16 protein-coding genes are annotated in these 19,044 nt (G+C 35.3%); 15 read left to right on the top strand and 1 reads right to left on the bottom strand.

Translation table 11 applies throughout. The features are described from left to right. Positions 1 to 7 precede the first annotated feature (7 nt). The 14 genes from RTS10_RS02415 (at position 8) to RTS10_RS02350 (ending at position 17,146) form a co-directional block, all read left to right on the top strand. Positions 8 to 2,176: a polysaccharide biosynthesis tyrosine autokinase gene (locus RTS10_RS02415; RefSeq protein WP_312539070.1), complete on the top strand. Its 2,169-nt coding sequence runs from the start codon at positions 8 to 10 to the stop codon at positions 2,174 to 2,176. Positions 2,177 to 2,220: 44 nt separating this feature from the next. Next, positions 2,221 to 4,158 (top strand): polysaccharide biosynthesis protein, encoded by a 1,938-nt coding sequence (locus RTS10_RS02410; protein ID WP_312539068.1) that lies wholly within the window; start codon positions 2,221 to 2,223, stop codon positions 4,156 to 4,158. A 109-nt stretch (positions 4,159 to 4,267) separates the two neighbouring features. Next, complete coding sequence (locus RTS10_RS02405; RefSeq protein WP_312114902.1) at positions 4,268 to 5,239, top strand: glycosyltransferase family 32 protein; 972 nt, start codon at positions 4,268 to 4,270, stop codon at positions 5,237 to 5,239. Beyond that, positions 5,239 to 6,525 carry an oligosaccharide flippase family protein gene (locus tag RTS10_RS02400; RefSeq protein WP_312539066.1) on the top strand — a complete coding sequence of 429 codons (1,287 nt, stop codon included), beginning with the start codon at positions 5,239 to 5,241 and terminating at the stop codon, positions 6,523 to 6,525. The genes RTS10_RS02405 and RTS10_RS02400 overlap by 1 nt, the downstream gene beginning before the upstream one ends. Positions 6,526 to 6,752: 227 nt before the next feature. Then, positions 6,753 to 7,745, top strand: coding sequence for a glycosyltransferase (locus tag RTS10_RS02395; RefSeq protein ID WP_050325745.1), 993 nt, complete (start codon positions 6,753 to 6,755; stop codon positions 7,743 to 7,745). A 118-nt stretch (positions 7,746 to 7,863) separates the two neighbouring features. Beyond that, positions 7,864 to 8,868, top strand: coding sequence for a glycosyltransferase family 2 protein (locus tag RTS10_RS02390; protein WP_312539064.1), 1,005 nt, complete (start codon positions 7,864 to 7,866; stop codon positions 8,866 to 8,868). A gap of 124 nt (positions 8,869 to 8,992) precedes the next feature. Continuing rightward, positions 8,993 to 10,084: a glycosyltransferase gene (locus tag RTS10_RS02385; protein ID WP_312114896.1), complete on the top strand. Its 1,092-nt coding sequence runs from the start codon at positions 8,993 to 8,995 to the stop codon at positions 10,082 to 10,084. A 4-nt stretch (positions 10,085 to 10,088) separates the two neighbouring features. Continuing rightward, a complete protein-coding gene (locus RTS10_RS02380; protein ID WP_312114894.1) occupies positions 10,089 to 11,171 on the top strand; it encodes an O-antigen ligase family protein in 1,083 nt (360 codons plus the stop codon). Further along, the gene (locus tag RTS10_RS02375; RefSeq protein ID WP_312114892.1) at positions 11,168 to 12,055 is read left to right on the top strand and encodes a glycosyltransferase family 2 protein; all 888 of its coding nucleotides are present in this window, start codon (positions 11,168 to 11,170) and stop codon (positions 12,053 to 12,055) included. Before RTS10_RS02380 ends, RTS10_RS02375 begins: the two co-directional genes overlap by 4 nt. Then, on the top strand, positions 12,052 to 13,182 hold the full coding sequence (locus RTS10_RS02370) for a glycosyltransferase family 4 protein (protein ID WP_312539062.1): 1,131 nt from the start codon (positions 12,052 to 12,054) through the stop codon (positions 13,180 to 13,182). Before RTS10_RS02375 ends, RTS10_RS02370 begins: the two co-directional genes overlap by 4 nt. Next, positions 13,183 to 13,797, top strand: coding sequence for a sugar transferase (locus RTS10_RS02365; RefSeq protein WP_312539061.1), 615 nt, complete (start codon positions 13,183 to 13,185; stop codon positions 13,795 to 13,797). It begins immediately after the preceding gene. Continuing rightward, complete coding sequence (locus tag RTS10_RS02360) at positions 13,790 to 14,437, top strand: acetyltransferase (RefSeq protein ID WP_312539060.1); 648 nt, start codon at positions 13,790 to 13,792, stop codon at positions 14,435 to 14,437. The genes RTS10_RS02365 and RTS10_RS02360 overlap by 8 nt, the downstream gene beginning before the upstream one ends. A 43-nt stretch (positions 14,438 to 14,480) precedes the next feature. Next, on the top strand, positions 14,481 to 15,695 hold the full coding sequence (locus RTS10_RS02355; RefSeq protein ID WP_312539059.1) for a DegT/DnrJ/EryC1/StrS family aminotransferase: 1,215 nt from the start codon (positions 14,481 to 14,483) through the stop codon (positions 15,693 to 15,695). 14 nt (positions 15,696 to 15,709) lie between these two features. Beyond that, positions 15,710 to 17,146: a capsule assembly Wzi family protein gene (locus RTS10_RS02350; protein ID WP_312539058.1), complete on the top strand. Its 1,437-nt coding sequence runs from the start codon at positions 15,710 to 15,712 to the stop codon at positions 17,144 to 17,146. Between the two features lie 57 nt (positions 17,147 to 17,203). On the opposite strand, the gene RTS10_RS02345 is transcribed toward RTS10_RS02350, so the two are convergent. Then, positions 17,204 to 17,980, bottom strand: a complete 777-nt coding sequence (locus tag RTS10_RS02345; RefSeq protein ID WP_312539057.1) for a ferredoxin--NADP reductase — start codon at positions 17,978 to 17,980, stop codon at positions 17,204 to 17,206. A 177-nt stretch (positions 17,981 to 18,157) separates the two neighbouring features. Here RTS10_RS02345 and tsaA point away from each other — a divergent pair, with 177 nt between their 5' ends. Continuing rightward, positions 18,158 to 18,889, top strand: a complete 732-nt coding sequence (tsaA, locus tag RTS10_RS02340; RefSeq protein WP_312539055.1) for a tRNA (N6-threonylcarbamoyladenosine(37)-N6)-methyltransferase TrmO — start codon at positions 18,158 to 18,160, stop codon at positions 18,887 to 18,889. Positions 18,890 to 19,044: the final 155 nt, after the last annotated feature.

Below are 19,044 nucleotides of genomic sequence, written 5' to 3'. Positions count from 1 at the left end.
AGTAAGCATGGATCAGAAAGTAAATGATGATGAAATTGATTTAAGAGCGTTAATCGCAGTTCTATTAAATCATTGGAAATTAATTTTATCAATGCTGTTACTTGGTTTATTAGGCGGTCTCTATTATGCCCAATCGGCAACGCCAATCTATAAAACAAACTCATTGATCCAAGTTGACAAAAAATCCTCAGGCGTTTCTGCGTTAGGTGAGGATGTTGCCGGTCTTCTAAACGCTCAAGATGGTTCTGCACAAACGGAAGTAGAAATCATCAATTCTCGCATGATTCTGTGGCCTGTCATTAACCAATTGCATTTGGATTTAACTGTCAATCAACTTAAAGACAGTTTTTTAGACAAATTACTTACCAAGAAAAGTGTTCTAGTTAGTCATACAGACAATGGTGTGGGTAACTTAAAGGAGGGGCTTTGGATAGTTGAATTTAATGTACCATTAGCTTATCAAAACAAGAATTTCGTGTTGACAGCAATTGACAGCCAAGATTTTAAACTGATTTCGCCTGATGGCGCTGAGTTTACCGGTAAAGTTGCAACGGCATCACGTTTCAAAACGAGTGCGGGTAATATAGATATTCAAGTCACTTCATTAGCACCTGGTTATTCTTATAACTTGAGTAAACTTACACCGGCTAAGGCGATAGATAACCTTAGAGCAAATCTTGCGGTGGCTGAAAAAGGTAAACAAACAGGCATTTTAGACGCTTCACTTACAGGCGCTAATCAAGATGAAATCACCCATACATTAACGCGCATCGTTAAAATGTATGAAATGCAAAATCTTGATAAAAGTAGCGCGGAAACGACTAAAACCCTGGCATTTATGCAAGAGCAACTGCCTAAACTCAAATCAAAACTTGCCGAAGCGGAAGCAAAATTTAATAATTTTCGTGAGCAAAATGCGACAGTTGATATAGATAAAGAAGCGGAATTGGCGGTCACACAAAGAGCGACAATTGAAACTAATCTACGTGAGCTTGAGCTAAAACGAGCAGAATTATCCGAGCGTTACACGGATGAATACCCAGTATTAAAGCAATTAAATATGCAAATACAGGAGCTAAGAGACAAAGAAGAAGCGCTTAAACAAAATATTACGCGTATTCCAGAGGTTCAGCGGCAATTTTTGGAATTATCAAGTGATGTTAAGATTAGCAATGAGATTTATTTAAATATGCTCAAAAATTATGAGCAGCTTCAAATTGTCAAATCTGGACAGCTGGGCAATGTACGCATCATCGATTTACCGATTAACACTTATGTACCAATTGCCCCTAAAAAGGCGCAAATTGTTTTAATCGCGACCCTTTTAGGGTTAATGCTAGGCATCGGACTGGCCTTCTTAAAGTCATTGCTATTCGCCGGCGTGAAAAATTTAGAAGAATTAGAGAACAACACGGATGTTCCGGTTATCGGTGTCATTCCTCATTCGCCTCGATTAACGCGGTTGTTAAAAAGTAAATCAACTAAAATTCCTTTGGTTGAAAACATTGAACCTGAAGGTATTGTTAGTGAAGGCTTTAAGTCCATTCGCACTCATTTATTGTTTAATGCAACAAAAACTGATGGCAATACGTTGTTAGTGACCAGTGCAGGACCTGGTATTGGTAAGTCATTTATTGCCGCCAACCTTGCCGTGGCGATGGCGATGACAGGCAAACGGGTACTGTTAATTGATGCGGATGCTAGATTAGGTCATCTGCAAGATCGATTTAATTTGCCAAATATTAATGGACTGGTTGATTATTTGGTTGATGATACGATTGATGCGGCTAATAGCAGCTATATGATTCAAACCACGCTATATGAAAATCTGCATTTTATACCTAGGGGCAAAGGCCATAGCCACGCTTCAGAATTGATCTTAAATGGAAAAATGAAAGCGCTTCTAGATTTTTATCGTCAGTTTTATGATTATATCATTATCGATACCTCACCTGTAATGGGCACTTCAGATGCGCTATCGATAGGGCAGTTGGTGGATGCAGTCTTATTTGTCGTACGATATGACGTTTCAAACGTAAAACAGGTAAATTATGCAATCGAAAAACTACAACGTGCGAATGTAAAAGTAGAAGGGATTATTTTCAATGATGCTAAGCAGTCTTTAATTGGCGCCTATAATTATCACTATGGTTATGAATATAAATCAAAAAATTAACGATATAAAGATAAATCATAGCCATATCATCTACTAGGTTTTATATGAGCAATACAACTAACGCTACTAAAGCGCCTTTAGCTTTTACTGTACTATCCAATGCGATTGAACAGCCTCGCTGGCTAAAAGTAGTGAGTCTGTTTGTGATAGATTATATTGCATCTATTATTACTTTGATTTTAGCGATTGCCCTAAGGTATGCAAAATTTGATTTTCATACCAATATTTTGTCAATTATGTTACTTGCCGCTTTACCTGTTGTCTTTTTAGCGGTTACTAATTTTTACTCGCATGTTATCCGAGTTTTTCAAGATGAGAGTATGCGCTGGGCGCTCGTAGTTTTGTTAGGTTATCTATTAATTAGTCAAATACTGATTTTTTTAGGAGTAACGCCTGATATTCCTAGAGCAGCGACCGCTATCCATGTTTTTTTGCTTTATTTATGGATATGGAATAGCCGAATTGTTTTGCAATTTATTATTTCAAGAACATTGCATCCTGAATTTTACACACAAAAAAAAGAAAATGTATTAATTTATGGTGTGGGTCACATCACCAAAGATTTGATGCATGTGCTGCATCAAACTCACCAATTTAAAATAGTTGGGATTATCGATGTCAATGATAACTTTATTGGTGCTAGGGTATTAGGGGTTAAAGTCTATTCTAAAGATAACCTTGAGTCTTTAATTGCAGAATTAGAAGTTAATCATGTATTTTTTGTACTCCCCAGCCATCAGCGTCATATCCAAGAGCGTATTGTCAAGCAATTAGAAAATGTACCAGTTAAAATTAGTGAAATTCCAAGTTTGGAAGAAATCACCAGTGGTCGTATCAAATTATCAGATATTAAACCGGTTGATGTGCTAGATGTACTACAACGAAATACGGTTAAACCAGATATGTCGCTACTTGCCAAAAACATCAAAGATAAAGTTGTGATGGTCACAGGGGCGGGCGGTTCAATTGGCAGTGAGTTATGTCGCCAAATTTTAAAGCAGCAACCCAAAGCACTGGTATTGTTTGAGTTATCTGAATATGCACTGTATGCCATACACAGTGAACTACAAAAACTTGCCAAAAATATGCAGCAAGACCGGCAACTACCGACTGTGACGCCGCTCTATGTGCACCTAGGCAGTGTTACCAATCAAAAACTTATTCAACTGCTATGCAATCAGTACAAGGTTCAAACCATCTACCATGCAGCCGCTTATAAACATGTCCCTATCGTTGAAAGTAACGAATACGAGGGTGTAATCAATAATTTTGTTGGCACTTACAATACTTTAAAAGGCGCAGTCAGTGCAGGTGTCGAAACCTTTGTGGCCATCTCCACTGACAAAGCCGTCCGACCAACCAATGTCATGGGCGCGACCAAACGCATGGCAGAGTTGGCATGTCAAGCGATGGCTGCAGACCAATCAACAACCACTATCAGTATGGTGAGATTTGGTAATGTATTAGGTTCATCAGGCTCTGTTGTACCGCTGTTTAATAAACAAATTGCCGCTGGCGGGCCTATCACCCTGACACATCCAGACGTGACAAGGTATTTTATGACTATTCCTGAGGCTGCCCAGCTGGTTATCCAAGCAGGTGCGATGGCACATGGCGGCGAGGTGTTTGTGCTGGATATGGGTGAGCCAGTCAAGATTATGGACTTGGCAAAACGTATGATTAGCTTAAGTGGACTTAAAGTTAAAGACCAAAATAATCCGAATGGCGATATTGAAATTGTCATTGCGGGTTTACGACCTGGTGAAAAACTGTATGAAGAGTTAATCATCGATGGGGATAATATAGAGAAGACCCAGCATCCATTAATTATGCAAGCAAGAGAACGTAGTTTTGCTAAGATTGAACTTGATAATTTCATAGACCATATTATCGAACAATATAATAATGAAAAAGATTTATATTGGCTAAGACAGAGATTTGAGTATTTTGTCGAGGGATATAGGAATAGAATTAACCCCTAGCTAATAGGCATCTGTAATATAGAAAATTACTAATGGTTTTAGCCTATCTAATTTAATGAAATATGTATTCATTTCTAAAAGTCTATCTATTTACTATGGTTTAACCCCAATGAATAAAACTCAACTGTTAAAAAATTTAGGTCTATATGAATACGCACTTTTTTTAAAAGAGAAAATGACATTTAACTTTAATGAGTTTTCTAAGCTAGTTTATAATGAGCAATTAGAGAAAGATATTATCATTAAAAATAATAATAAAAAAAATGCTGATATACCAAAAATAATTTGGATGTTTTGGGATAGTGAAAATATTCCTGCAGAGGTTAATCTATTTAAAGAACGTATAGAAATTGATAATCCTGAATATCAATTAAATTTAGTAACTTTTAAGAATTTAAATTTATATTTAGATGAGTTAGTATTTGATGAAAATATTGAAATCCCTATTGCCAATAAAAGTGATGTAATTAGATTGGCGCTGCTTTATAAGTATGGGGGTATTTGGCTAGATATTACTACGATATTATTAAAACCGCTTTCCTGGTTTTTACAAATTGATAATATTAATAATTTTGATTTGATTGCTTTTTATCGTGAAAAATCAACGACTGATTTTTCTCGACCGATTATAGAAAATTGGTTTTTGGCTGCCCCGCCAAATAGTGAATTTATAAAAAAATGGTATGAGGCATTAGCGCCTTTATTGACTATGGGAGCAAAAAAATATTTTTTTAAATTAAAGGAAAATTCAAATTATACTCAGATTTCACAATCTATAGATAGACCTGATTATCTCTTGGCTTATTTAGCTGCCCAATTAGTGTTATTAAACCATCCCACTCAATACAATTTTTATCTTCGAAAGTGCGAAAATAATGCTTTTTTGATTCATGAAAATGTGAAATGGGATGCTATTAAGATAAATAGCTATTTAGCATTTAAAAACATACATAAGACCAAGGGGTTACCAATTGTCAAGATTACGTCCATTGAACGTACGTTCTTAAAGTATTTACTACAAAGTAAATTAATTAATGCAAATAGTATTTACGGCTCATTATATAAAGATAAGAAACGCTAATGAAAAATAGTCTAAAGAAGATATTAAATGGACGATTAAAAAATTCTTTATGGATGGTAAGTGAAAAAGGTATAAGTTTTTTTGGCTTAATATTTGTCACTTCCTTAGTGGCAAAATATATAGGGCCTTCGGTATATGGAGAGTTAGCATTAGCAGGCACTATTTTTGCTATTATAAGAGCGGTAGCAATATTAGGGATAGATCAAATTTATTTTAAGCAGGCAAGCAAAAAATCTTATCAAAATAGCCAATTAATTGTAAATGCAATTTATATTATAAGCAGTATCTATATACCTTTTTCTGTCTTAACGTTGGGCTGGTTTTATTTTTATGGTAGTGGTCAGCATACAGTGTTTTTCGTGGCAACCTGTTTAGCAGTGTATATTGGTGTCATTGATATTAGAGCTATTCATTTGGATGCTATTTTGCTTTCTAAGTATAATGTAATGGCAAATTCAGTTGGTATCCTAATTAGCTTGATTTCACGATATCTGATAGTAAAATTTAACTTGCCTATTGAATTATTATCAATTCCAATTATTCTTACTGCTTTTGTACCGTTTGTATTACGACAGTTAATCTTTAGTTCTAAAGTTAAATTGCAAAATCCTAAATTAAAGATTATTCATTTTATTAGTTATTACAGATATTTTTTAAAAGTTGGAATTCCGTTAGTTGTATCGAGTTTATCAGTCACAATTTATACGCAATGTGCTAACTTGATTTTAGCTTCTCTCGAAAGTACTAAAGAAGTTGGTTACTATTCAATCGCCTCAACGCTAGCAGGTTGTTGGTATTTTGTACCTGTTACTCTTATGATGTCTTATCTATCAGGCATTTATAATGAAAGGGATGAGGAAAAATCACTAAAAAAATCAGTAAGATTGTTTAGGAGTATTAGTATTTTTTGTATTTTTATTATTACAATGTTAGCTTTATTCGGTAAATTCATTATTACTAAATTATACGGTGATGCGTTTATACCTTCAATTAAGATATTTTACTATCTACTCTTAGCAAATTACTTTTCAGTCATGGGATTTTTCTTCTTTAGATTGACATTAAAATATGGAGGTTATAAATTCTTAGCTAATAAGATGGTATTTTCCTGTGTAATTAATGTACCTCTTACATATATTTTCGTAAGACTTTATGGCGTTATTGGCGGCGCTTACGCAATTATTATCACTGAGTTTATTTCAAGCTTTATAATTAATCTATTTTATAAACCTTTGAGGGCAAAAGAAATACTATTGCAAACAATTGGATTTAGTAGCGCTAAATAACTTAATGATTAAAATTTTACTGCGTACGATAACGTACTTATTCAAAAAACTTTAAAAATTTTTAAATTAATTATAGAGAATGGGTATGAATTCTACTTAAGAAAAATGATTACACTTTTATATCATGTATATTTGGTCTAAATAAGAAATATAAAACATTTTTAATTAATAGTGTTAAAAAGGGTTTTAGAAATCTAGTAAAATATAATGACAGATAAGGTAGGAAGATGTCACGGATTAAATTAAGTTTAGTAATACCAATGTACAATGTTGAAAATTATATTGTAGAGTGTATTAATAGTATAAAAAGTCAGATTACTGAGGAAGTTGAGGTAATTATTGTTGATGATGGGTCAACGGATAATTCAAAAAAAGTACTTGATGATATTATTTTAAACTTGCCAAAAATTAAATCTAATCAATTTAAAGTTCTTAGTCAAAAAAATCAAGGGCAGAGTGTCGCCAGAAATACCGCCTTAGATATTGCTATCGGTAGTTACGTGGCTTTCGTAGATTCTGATGATATTTTACCTGAAAATTATTTTAAACAGGTCGTAGAAATAATTGATACTTATCAACCTGATGTAATATGCTGTGAAGCAGAGCGTTTTCTAAGGAAACCTAACGATACTAATTTTAGAATTTATTTATCTGATCAAGAGGGTTATGTTGAAAATACTCAAGAAGTAAAACAAAGAATTTTTAATCAGCATAATTGGTACCCATGGTTATATATTTTCAAAAGAGAAGTATTTGCAGATAAAAGATTTATCCCAGGTATTTATTTTGAAGATATTATATTTATGACGGATGTAATTATTAGAGCTCGTAACTTATATTTTTCTAAAATGGTAAGTTATTATTATCGAAGTAATGCTGAAAGTAGTCTCAGAGCTGTAAATCTAAGTAATATAAAGAAACAGAAATTAAGTTATGAATTTGTGATTAATTACTCCTATGAAAAAATACTGAGTAATAAGCTGTATGCAATAACTTATATATATTGTTTAGCTGATTATATTACTGACAGTGTTAACAAATTCAACATGAAACCTTTACAAGTAATGAAAAATTATTTTCCACTAAGAGATTTGGAAAATAGGGTTGATCTAAATTTGATACAACGTCAAGGCTATCATAACTTTTATCAACATGGTTTCATATTTATAGGGTGGATTTGGCTACATCATAAACTAAAGAAGCAAAAAATGGCTAATTAAAGTACTAAGTAATCTCAACTGTATAATAAAGTATTATTTAATGAATTATTATTTAAAAATTAATTTACCTTCATTGAAAAATATTATTATTGATAGATAGAAGTTAGTGAGAACAATCATGTATTTACAGCAGAAAGTTTCAATTGTAATGCCAGTGTATAATGTAGAAAATTATATAGCATCCTCTATTAAGTCTGTACTTAATCAGACCTATAAAAACTTTGAGTTAATCATTGTGATTGATGGCTCAAAAGATAATAGTGAAGCTATCGCCAAAGAATTTGAAAAAGCAGATAATAGAGTAAAGGTTTACACTAAACCAAATGGTGGTATATCAGATGCTAGAAACTTTGGTCTTAACATAGCCACGGGTGAATATATATTTTTTTTAGATTCTGATGATTGGATTGAAAATAATTTACTAAAAGAAAATATAGAAATTATGGTTGATAAGCAATTAGATTTTTTGGTGTTTGGCTTTTATCAAGATAGTGTAGATGAAGAGGAAAAATTAATTAAACAAGTTAAACATTTACCTGAAGATAATATTTGGCTAAATGGTGAAGCTATTCATCTATCACCTTATATGTTAAATATTCTAGGTTATGCATGGAATAAAATTTATCGTAAGCAGTACTTAAACCAAAATAATATAAGCTTTATAAATGGAATATCATTATTTGAAGATATACTATTTAATGCCAAGGTATACCAACATTCAGATAGAATTTTATTTAACAAGAAAGCCTATGTACATTATATTCAAAGGCCAGTGGAAACACTGACAAAACAATTTCATGAAAATAGCTTTGATTGGGTAAAGTTGAAACATAAAGCATTATTAGAATTTATTGATACATGGTCATTTATTAATAAAAAAGAGATATTAGCGACAAATTTAATCGGCGGTTTACGATACTGTGTACTAAATTTATTTCATTTTAATAATCAATTTATATTCAATCAAAAATTAGCATATGTAAGTAAAATGTTGAATGACAATGATCTAAGACAGTTTTATAAATTTTATAAGCCTATTACCATGCAAGATAAAATCTATTTTATGTTAATTAAATTTAAATCTAAGTATATAATTACTTTTTTAGCTCAATTAAGAAGTTAAATCGTATACTAAAATAATTTTGAATTAGTACTTATGTACCAATTTAGAAACCTTTATATCCACTAACTAAAATCTTTAGTACACAAGTTTGCTTAGATAAAAAAATTAATTATAGAGTCATAAAATGAAAAGTATTCTTCATATCATTGGTAAAATGGACAGAGCAGGGGCTGAGACCATGCTCATGAATCTATACCGTCAGATTGACCGTTCAAAAGTACAGTTTGACTTTGTTACTTTTACTTATGACAAAGGTGATTATGATGATGAAATCATTGCAATGGGTGGCAAGATTATTCCAATCGTGGCTAAAGACTCTATAAGTCGCATGTTTAAATTACAGAAATTTTTAAAATCCCATCCCGAATATCAAATAATACATTCTCATGTCCTGCTTAATAATGCCTTTCATTTAATAGCTGCTAAAAGTGCTGGAATCAAGCATAGAATTTCTCATTCTCACAACACAAGTAATGGCGCAGATTCAAAATTAAAAAAACTATATGAAATTTGGGCTAAAAAGACCATTCAAAAATTAGCAACTTATCGAATAGCTTGTGGGGTTGAAGCTGCCCAATATCTGTATGGCACTGCAGATGACGTCTTGATATTAAATAATGCGATAGATTTAAAAAAATATGCCGATGTTGCAACAACTCAAAAAAGTTACTGGGATAACGTATTGCCACATAAAGGGCTTAGACTTATCCAAGTTGGCAGATTAACTGAAGTAAAAAATCATGAATTTTCATTGAAAATTGCCAAAGCGTTGAGAGAACAAGGTTTTGAATTTACTTTTTTTATTGTTGGGCAAGGCGGTTTGGAAAGTAAAATTCGAGATTTAATAATAGAATATGAGTTATCAGAACAAGTACATTTACTAGGCGTTAGAGATGATGTGCCAGAGTTAATGGCAGGAGCGGATTTAATGTTGATGCCGTCGCTCCATGAAGGTTTTCCAGTTGTGTTAGTCGAAAGTCAAGCAATAGGCTTACCTTCACTAATTTCAGCCAATATATCAAGAGAAGTTGATTTGGGTTTAAATCTAATCAATTTTAAAGATTTAGATAAAGTTAATTCTTGGATTTGTGAGATAACTAAATTTGATACCAGAAAAATAGAAAAGGATAAAATTCTAAGCTCTATGTCGATCAAAGGGTTTAATATTCATAAAAATTCTAAAGAACTAACTAATATTTACTTTCAATTTGGTTGATTAGATGAATATTGCTCTATTAATCGCGTTAGGATTTTTCTTAAGCCAGTTTTACCTTTGGTCAAGTGGTCTACCTCAGCCATCACATATTATAATAATTTTGGCAATAATCGCATATTGTTCAAAATATAAAAAGCTTAAGTATTCATCAGCGCTACAAGCATTAGCAATATTTTCCACATATGCCTATGTAGTAAACATGGCTTTTCTTATTATAGAATTCGGAGATACTTCATACATAGTTTCGTTGTTGTATTGGATATTTAATCTAATGGTATTTGCAGTAATGACAAGCTTAGATGAAGTCTCTATTCAAGCATTCATTAAATATCTTAAATTTTTTATACCTTTAAGCTTAGTCTTGAGTATTTTAATTTGGGCTATTGGTGGTGGTAGATATGATTTTGCACCTAGATATAATGGTTTTTTCAATGACCCAAATCAAATGGCATTTTGGATATTATCAGCATGTGCTATGAGTTTTATAATTTTTGAAAAAAATTATATCAAAATAATCATATATGCTTTGTCCGTGTTTATAATTCTTTTGACAATGTCAAGGTCTGCAACTATTGGATTAGCGGTTTTAACATTAGGGCTGATATTGCAACAAAAAGGTAGAATTGAACAGAAAATTATTTTAGTTCTTTTGGCTGCTTGTTGTGTAGGAATTGCAGGATATATTTTATATAAGTATGGGTACTTAGATAATATCATCACTAGATTTACAGAGGGTGTTGATGAAGAAGATAAACAAATTTCTGATAGAGGTCTTGACCATCTTTTAAACTATCCAAAATATAGTATTTTGGGAGCAGGTCAAGGTGGCTACTCAAGGTTTTCTGAAACAGGGCATGAAATACATTCTACATGGTTTGGTATTGCTTTTTATTATGGAATAACAGGTTTAATATTATTTTTGTATTTCTTAAGCAGAGTTTTTAAAAGATTAACATTTGCAGAAAAAGTAATTCTTTTAGGACCTATGTTTTACGGATTCTCAACTTATAATGCAAGAACATTAGCTTTTTGGATATTAATAGTAGTGTTTTATTTTGCCAAAGAGGTCAAGGAGAATAAATTATGAAACTCATTACTATAGGTATTCCCATCTATAATGCAGAAGATTTCCTAGCAGATGCCATAAAATCGATATTAGCTCAAAGCTATCAAAATTTTGAGCTTATTCTAGTTAATGACGGCTCAAAAGATAACTCACTCGAGATTGCTAAAGATTTCGCAAAACAAGATAGCAGGATTAGGGTGATTTCAGATGGTATAAATAAAAAATTACCTGCGAGATTAAATCAAATTATCCGTGAAGCCAAAGGGGATTACATTGCAAGAATGGATGCCGATGATATGATGCATTCAGAACGAATAGCTAAACAATTAAATTTTTTGCAATGCAATCCACAATTTGACTTGGTTTCTACTTCTATGATTTCCATTAAAAATAGTAATGAAATTATCGGTACTAGGACTTATTTTCCAAAGCAAATTACAAAAAAAGATGCCTTACTTGGTCAGTCGGGTATTTTACATGCCTCTATATTAGCTAAAAAAGCATGGTGCGAACGTAATTTATACAATGAAGTTAATGCACTTGCAGAAGATCATGAACTTTGGCTATCTGCTGCCATTAACAATGATTTAAAAGTTGGTTTTTTGCCAGAATATTTATATTACTATCGAGAAGAAAGCAGTGCTACAAAGAAGAAAATGCTGAAGGGTTATAATACGCAAATGCAAATTATTAGTAAATATTACAACAGTATTCTTTCTGAAAAAGATTATCAAAATATCATGCGAAAGTTTGCTGCGAAAAAAATGATTGTAAACATTGCTGATGCAATGAAGATGATGCATATCATATTGAATCGTAGAAGCAAGAGAGAGGTTTCTACTGTTATTCGAAATGAGTATGAAAAGCAATTAAATATTATTCAGCAGTTGAGTAATAAATCATGAAAATAGTTATTATAGGTACTATTGCTTCAAGTTTATACACCTTCAGAAAAGACCTTATATTATCAATGATTGATAAAGGCTATACCGTATATGCCTTCACGTCAGACAGTGATAAAACGGAGCTTGCCAAAATTGCCCACATAGGCGCTATTCCTACCCATTATAAACTCAGCCGAGGCGGTCTTAATCCTTATAAAGATTTATCTAACACGATAAGTCTTTATCAAAAAATCAAAAAAATCCAGCCCGATATTGTCCTTAGTTATTTTATCAAACCTGTTATCTATGGCACACTCGCTGCCAAACTTGCTAGAGTATCCAAAAAAATTGCCATGATAGAAGGCTTGGGTTTTGCCTTTACCGAGCAGCCAGAAGGCTACTCAAAAAAAGCCAAAATCGTACAACGAGTGCAAGTCGCTCTATTTAAACTGGCATTGCCATTGGCAGATAAAGTAATCTTTCTTAACCCAGATGACCCGATTGATTTATTAAAATCACACCACATTGGTGTTAAAAAAATTGAAGTTTTGGGTGGCATTGGCTTGAATCTAAAAGACTATCCATATCAGCCGATTAGTTTGGAATCTCAAACAAGATTTTTATTTATTGCTCGATTGATACGAGAAAAAGGAATTTTTGATTTTGTCGAAGCTGCTAAACTTGTGAAAAAAATCTATCCAAATGTGATTTTCACAGTGTTAGGTGGTATTGATGAGCACGCACACGGGGCAATGACAAAATTTCAATTAGATGAATTAGTCCAATCGAATATTATAGAATATCCGGGGCAGGTGAATAATGTGTCTGAATGGATAGCTAATAGCCATGTTTTTGTATTGCCGTCATACTACCGCGAAGGTGTGCCACGCAGTACCCAAGAGGCCATGGCAGTCGGACGTGCCATCATCACCACAGATGTGCCCGGTTGTCGTGAAACTGTGATAGATGGCAAAAATGGCTTTATTGTACCCAAGTGGAATCCGCAGGCTTTAGCCGAGAAAATGATTTATTTCATCGAAAATCCAGAACAAATTCAAGTAATGGGTGAAGAAAGTTATAAAATAGCCCAAGAAAAATTTGATGCTCGAAAAGTCAATGAGCGACTACTAAAAATTTTAGGAGTATAAATGCTAAAACGTGCCTTTGATATTGCCGCTTCTGCGTCTGCCCTTGTGGTGATATCGCCTGTACTTGCGATTACTGCTCATAAAGTTAAAAAGGAACTAGGTTCACCTGTGCTATTTCGTCAGGTACGCCCAGGTTTACATGGTAGGCCATTTGAGATGATTAAATTTCGCACCATGAAAGATGCGACGGATAAAGCGGGTAATGCGCTGCCAGATAGTGAACGCTTGACAGAATTTGGTAAAAAACTGCGTGCCAGTAGCCTTGATGAGTTGCCCGAACTTTGGAATGTGCTCAAAGGGGATATGAGTTTGGTTGGTCCTAGGCCTTTACTTATGGAGTATTTACCTTTATATAACGCCGAACAAGCCAAACGTCATAACGTGCGTCCAGGGGTAACAGGTTACGCACAAGTCAATGGTCGCAATAGCTTGAGTTGGGAAGATAAGTTCAAGCTTGATACATGGTATGTTGAGCATCAATCATTTTGGTTAGATATGAAAATCTTGCTAAAAACCGTCAAAAAAGTCATTATTAAAGACGGTATCAGTGCCGATGGTGAAGCAACGATGACAAAGTTTACAGGGACAAAATTTACAGGAACTGTGCATGAATAAAATCTATGCCGTGTATGGTGCATCAGGTTGTGGCAGAAGCTTGATGCCAGTTGCTAGAGATTGTGTGCCAGATGACCAAACGATTTACTTTATCGATGACGAGGTGACCACTGAGCAGCAAATCAATGGTCATACAACCATTAACTATGAGATGTTCAAGGCGATGAAGGCGCAAGAAAAGTATGTGTTGATTGCCATTGCTAATAGCAATATCCGCCAAAAATTGGCCGAAAAACTCACCAAAGATGGCATCAACATTTGGACTGTCAAATCCCAATCAGCTGTTATAATGGATAATGTCATAATTGGCAATGGGGCGGCATTGAGTCCATTTGTTACTATTGGTGCCAATGTCAAAATCGGTAAGTGTTTTCATGCTAACTTATATAGCTATGTTGAACATGACTGTGTGATTGGTGATTTTGTTACTTTTGCGCCACGGGTTAGTTGCAATGGCAATGTGCATATCGAAGACCATGCTTATATTGGAACAGGCGCGGTGCTACGACAAGGTACACCAGATAAGCCATTAATAATTGGTAAAGGCGCTATCGTTGGCATGGGGGCAGTCGTCACTAAAGATGTACCCGCTGGCGTAACTGTTGTCGGCAACCCTGCAAGACCTTTGATCAAAAACTAAAAAAATCGTTAACTTCATTTTCAAAAATATGAGAATATAAAACATGTTAAACACCCAATTTTCCCCTTGGCCTAGCTTTACCCAAGAAGAAGCCGATGCCGTGTCACAGGTGCTATTGTCCAATAAAGTCAACTACTGGACGGGCACAGAATGTCGAGAGTTTGAAAAAGAATTTGCCGCATGGGCAGGGACAGACTATGCAGTGGCACTGGCAAATGGCACATTGGCACTCGATGTTGCGTTACAAGCCATGGGTATTGGTGAGGGTGATGAAGTGATTGTCACGCCACGTAGTTTTATCGCCAGTGTTTCAACCGTCGTCAATGCTGGCGCAATACCGGTGTTCGCAGATGTAGATAACAATACGGGTAATATTTCTGCGACCACAATTGCACCAAAAATTACGGATAAAACCAAAGCCATCATTTGCGTGCATCTAGCTGGCTGGCCTTGCGATATGGATGAGATTATGGCACTTGCCAAGCAGCATAACCTATGGGTTATCGAAGACTGTGCCCAAGCGCATGGCGCCAAGTATAAAGGTAAACCAGTGGGTAGTATTGGTCACGTTGGTGCTTGGAGTTTTTGTCAAGATAAAATCATGACCACAGGCGGCGAAGGTGGTATGGTCACCACCAATGACAGAGCATTATGGCAAAAAATGTGGGAGTATAAAGACCACGGTAAAAACTACGATAGTATTTATCATAAACAACACCCACCGGGTTTTCGCTGGTTACATGACAGCTTTGGCACCAATTGGCGTATGATGGAAATGCAAGCGGTGATTGGTCGTATTCAGCTTAAAAAAATGGCAGAGTGGACCAAGATTCGTACACAAAATGCCAAGATTTTGCGTGATGCTCTAACACAGTTTGCAGGTGAGCAACAATTTTTACGCATACCAGATATAGAATTTCACCAAGTCATGGGTGGCGATTCTGTCCATGCGTATTATAAATACTATGTGTATGTGAGACCTGAAAACTTGCCAGAAAATATCAATCGAGATAGTATTTTAAATGCGCTTAATGAGAAAAAAATTCCTTGTTTCTCTGGCTCTTGTTCGGAAATTTATTTAGAAAAAGCATTTGACAATCATCCATCGCGTCCCAAAGCGCGATTGACAGTTGCTAAAGAATTAGGGGAAACAAGCTTGATGTTTTTAATCCACCCGACATTGACAACAAATGAAATGCAAACGATTGCTACTACCACTGTTGATGTGCTAACCACTCTATTCACTGCCAATACATAAATTGTGAGCCTCGTATGACAAATAAAACGGTTAAATATCTCTCATTGGGTGTACTACTTGGACTCTCACAATTTAGTCAGGCAGGTCAATTAGTTCAAATTGATAGTGATCTACGTCAAACACTTGAGATTTTAAAAATCAACGGCGTTGTAAATGTTGATATATCAACTTGGCCGATTAGTTCAGATGCTATAGAGACAGCTTTGAGTCAAGCGCAGCCCAAATCAGACAATGATAAACTGTTAATTAGTCAAGTTAAGCAAAAGCTTGAAGCCAACGATGTATCCAAGCTACAAATAGTGAGCAACGTGAATGGTGACGAGCGCGCTGTGTTTAGCGGATTTAATACAGAAGGCAATACGGTGACGCCTTTGGGTGTTAGTATTTCTCATAGTCATGCAGGTGAGAACATTGATTATAAAATTCAAGGAACCTTAAATGTCGATGATGATGAGCCTAGCAAGTCGTCTAATCTTGATGGCAGCTACATCGGTACCAAATTAGGCAATCATCGCATTGCCTTTGGTAGTATTCCGGTATGGTGGGGCAACGGGGTTGATGGCAGTTTAATTCGCAGTGATGCGGCTAGACCTGTCACGGGCTTTTTAATGCAGCGCGCCAATAATACCCCCATTAATTTTCCTATATTATCAAAACTGGGTAATTTTAATTACCAAATTACTGCCGGCCAATTACAAGACTATAAGGCAGAGCCTCACACTAAATTGATTGGCATGCGAGCGAGTTTTCAACCGCATGAAGCCTTTCAAATCGGCGCATCGCGTTCCTTAATGTGGGGTGGCGATAATAAGTCTGAAAGCCTAAAGTCTTTAGGTAAGGCTTTAATCGGTAAATATGATAATGGCGGCGAAGATGAAGATCCTTCAAATCAAATCGCAGGAATTGATGCACAGCTGAATTTAAAATCCTTGATGAATTTGCCGGTGAGTGTGTATGGTGAATTTATTGGGGAAGATGAAGCAGGTGGTTTGCCTAGTAAAAAGGCGTATTTGGCAGGGTTAAAAGGTGCTATTCCACTGTTTCAACAGCCTTGGTTATGGCATGCAGAATGGGCGAATACTTATTATGATTTAGACAAAACTAATATTATTTATGGTCACTCAATATATACAGATGGTTATTATCAAAAGGGCTTGCCGCTAGGTCATCCGATTGGTGGGGATGGTGAAATCATTAGTGTGGGGTTATCAGGTAATATTAACGCTAATAATCAGCTTGGGTTAAAATACGCCAATGCCAAAGTCAATCAATCTAATCAAGTGATTAATTCAGCCTTTGCCACCAAGCAAGATTTGGATATTGTCGAAGCCGATTGGAAACATAGATACAATGACAAAACCTCGGTTAAACTGGGTATTTGGGGTAAAAAAGACAGCATCAGCGATGATAAAGATGCGGGTGGTAATTTGGTGTTAGAGTATAGCTACTAATTTTGAGTTATAAAAAAAGAGCCGTAAGGCTCTTTTTATGATTTTACTGTTTAACTTTTACTGTTCGACAAAGGCGCGTTCAACCACATAATCACCCGTGCCACCCATACGAGGTGATGGTTTAAGACCAAATTCATCGAGTAGTGACGCCACGTCTTTATTCATAGATGGGCTACCGCAAATCATCGCGCGGTCATCGCTTGGATTGATGGGTGGTAATCCGATGTCTTGGAATAACTTGCCAGACTTCATTAAATCGGTCATACGCCCTTCATTGCGAAACGGCTCACGCGTGACCGTGGGATAATAGATAAGTTTATCTTTAACGTATTCACCCAGTAACTCATCTTCAAACAAGGCTTTTTCAAACATCTCACGGTAGCCTAGCTCACTCACATAGCGTACGCCATGCACCACGATAACTTTCTCAAAACGCTCATACACTTCTGGGTCACGGGCAAGTGACAAAAATGGTGCCAAGCCTGTACCCGTTGCTAACATATACAAATGCTTGCCAGGGTTTAGGTCATCAAGCACGAGGGTGCCAGTGGGTTTTTTGCTCACCAATAATTTATCACCCACTTTGATATGCTGTAAAATCGACGTCAAAGGACCATCTTGGACTTTGATAGAATAAAATTCGAGCTCTTCATCATAGTTGGTGCTGGCAATTGAATAGGCACGCATCAAAGGTTTTCCATTGACTTCCAGACCAATCATGGCAAATTCACCATTCCTAAAACGTAAACCTGCATTACGGGTAGTTTTTAGGGTAAATAATGTGTCATTCCAATGATGCACATAGGTAACGGTTTCTTCATAAAATTTTGACATAGCGCCCAACCTTGTATTGGTCATAGAGAAAAATAAAAGTGAATAAAGGATAAAAAAAGCGGGTTAATATTGACATTCTGGGGCGATATGATAGCAAATTTTTGATGATTTAGTCGAATTTGGGCGTAAAAAAATGGCATAATAATAGTTTAAAATATCATATTTTAATGACCCATTATGTTACCACAACAAATTACCCTGCCGATTATCGGCATTGTGAACTCTCCACTTAAACAAAAGTTTGGCACGCCTCGCCAGCCCAATCTTGTCGATATCAACGCTACTATCAGCATGTTGCCGCCCTACAATGTGCTCAGTGCTTTTGAAGGCATTGGGCAATTTAGTCATCTTTGGATTATATGGCAGTTTCATCAAAATCGAATCAATGCAAATCAGTCAAATTTTCAGCCAACAGTCCGTCCACCGAGACTTGGTGGCAATCAAAAGATTGGGGTCTTTGCCAGTCGAAGTATGTATCGACCGGCAAATATTGGATTGTCAGTGGTCAAATTTTCACATATTAAAAACAGCGAGGCGGGTTTGAGGCTGCATATCATCGGCGGTGATATGATAGATGGCACACCAGTTATTGATATCAAACCGTATTTGCCTTATAGCGATAGTATCGATGATGCGATTGCTGGGTATGCCAGCCAAAAACCCATCATTAAGTCGGTGCATTGGCATCCCGATTTATTGCAGGATTTATCCAATATTGCAATAAAAAGTCAGCTGAATCAAACAGATTGGCAAACCATCGAGCAACTCATTGCCCAAGACCCCAGACCTGCGTATCGACAGCAAGCGCTTAATACCCCATTTGTCATGCGTTATCAAAATGTCGATGTTCATTTTAGCCAGATAGCAGAGAGTGTTTTGCAAATTCAAGCGATTGAACTATTAAACTAAGCCGTGAGATGGATGGTATAAAAGTTTTTACCTAGCGGTATATTGCTAAACTGTTTCAAAAAAATTTACTCGTTCACAAAATACTGACTATATAGCGTGATTATTCGCTATATTTTTTTTGATTATTTAGTATGATATGGGCTGTATTTTACTTA

It is taken from the genome of Moraxella sp. CTOTU47616 (genome assembly GCF_032017465.1).
GTDB classification, from domain to species: domain Bacteria; phylum Pseudomonadota; class Gammaproteobacteria; order Pseudomonadales; family Moraxellaceae; genus Faucicola; species Faucicola tetraodonis.
Note: the sequence above shows the minus strand (reverse complement) of the source record. Positions and strands in the feature narration are given on the sequence as shown.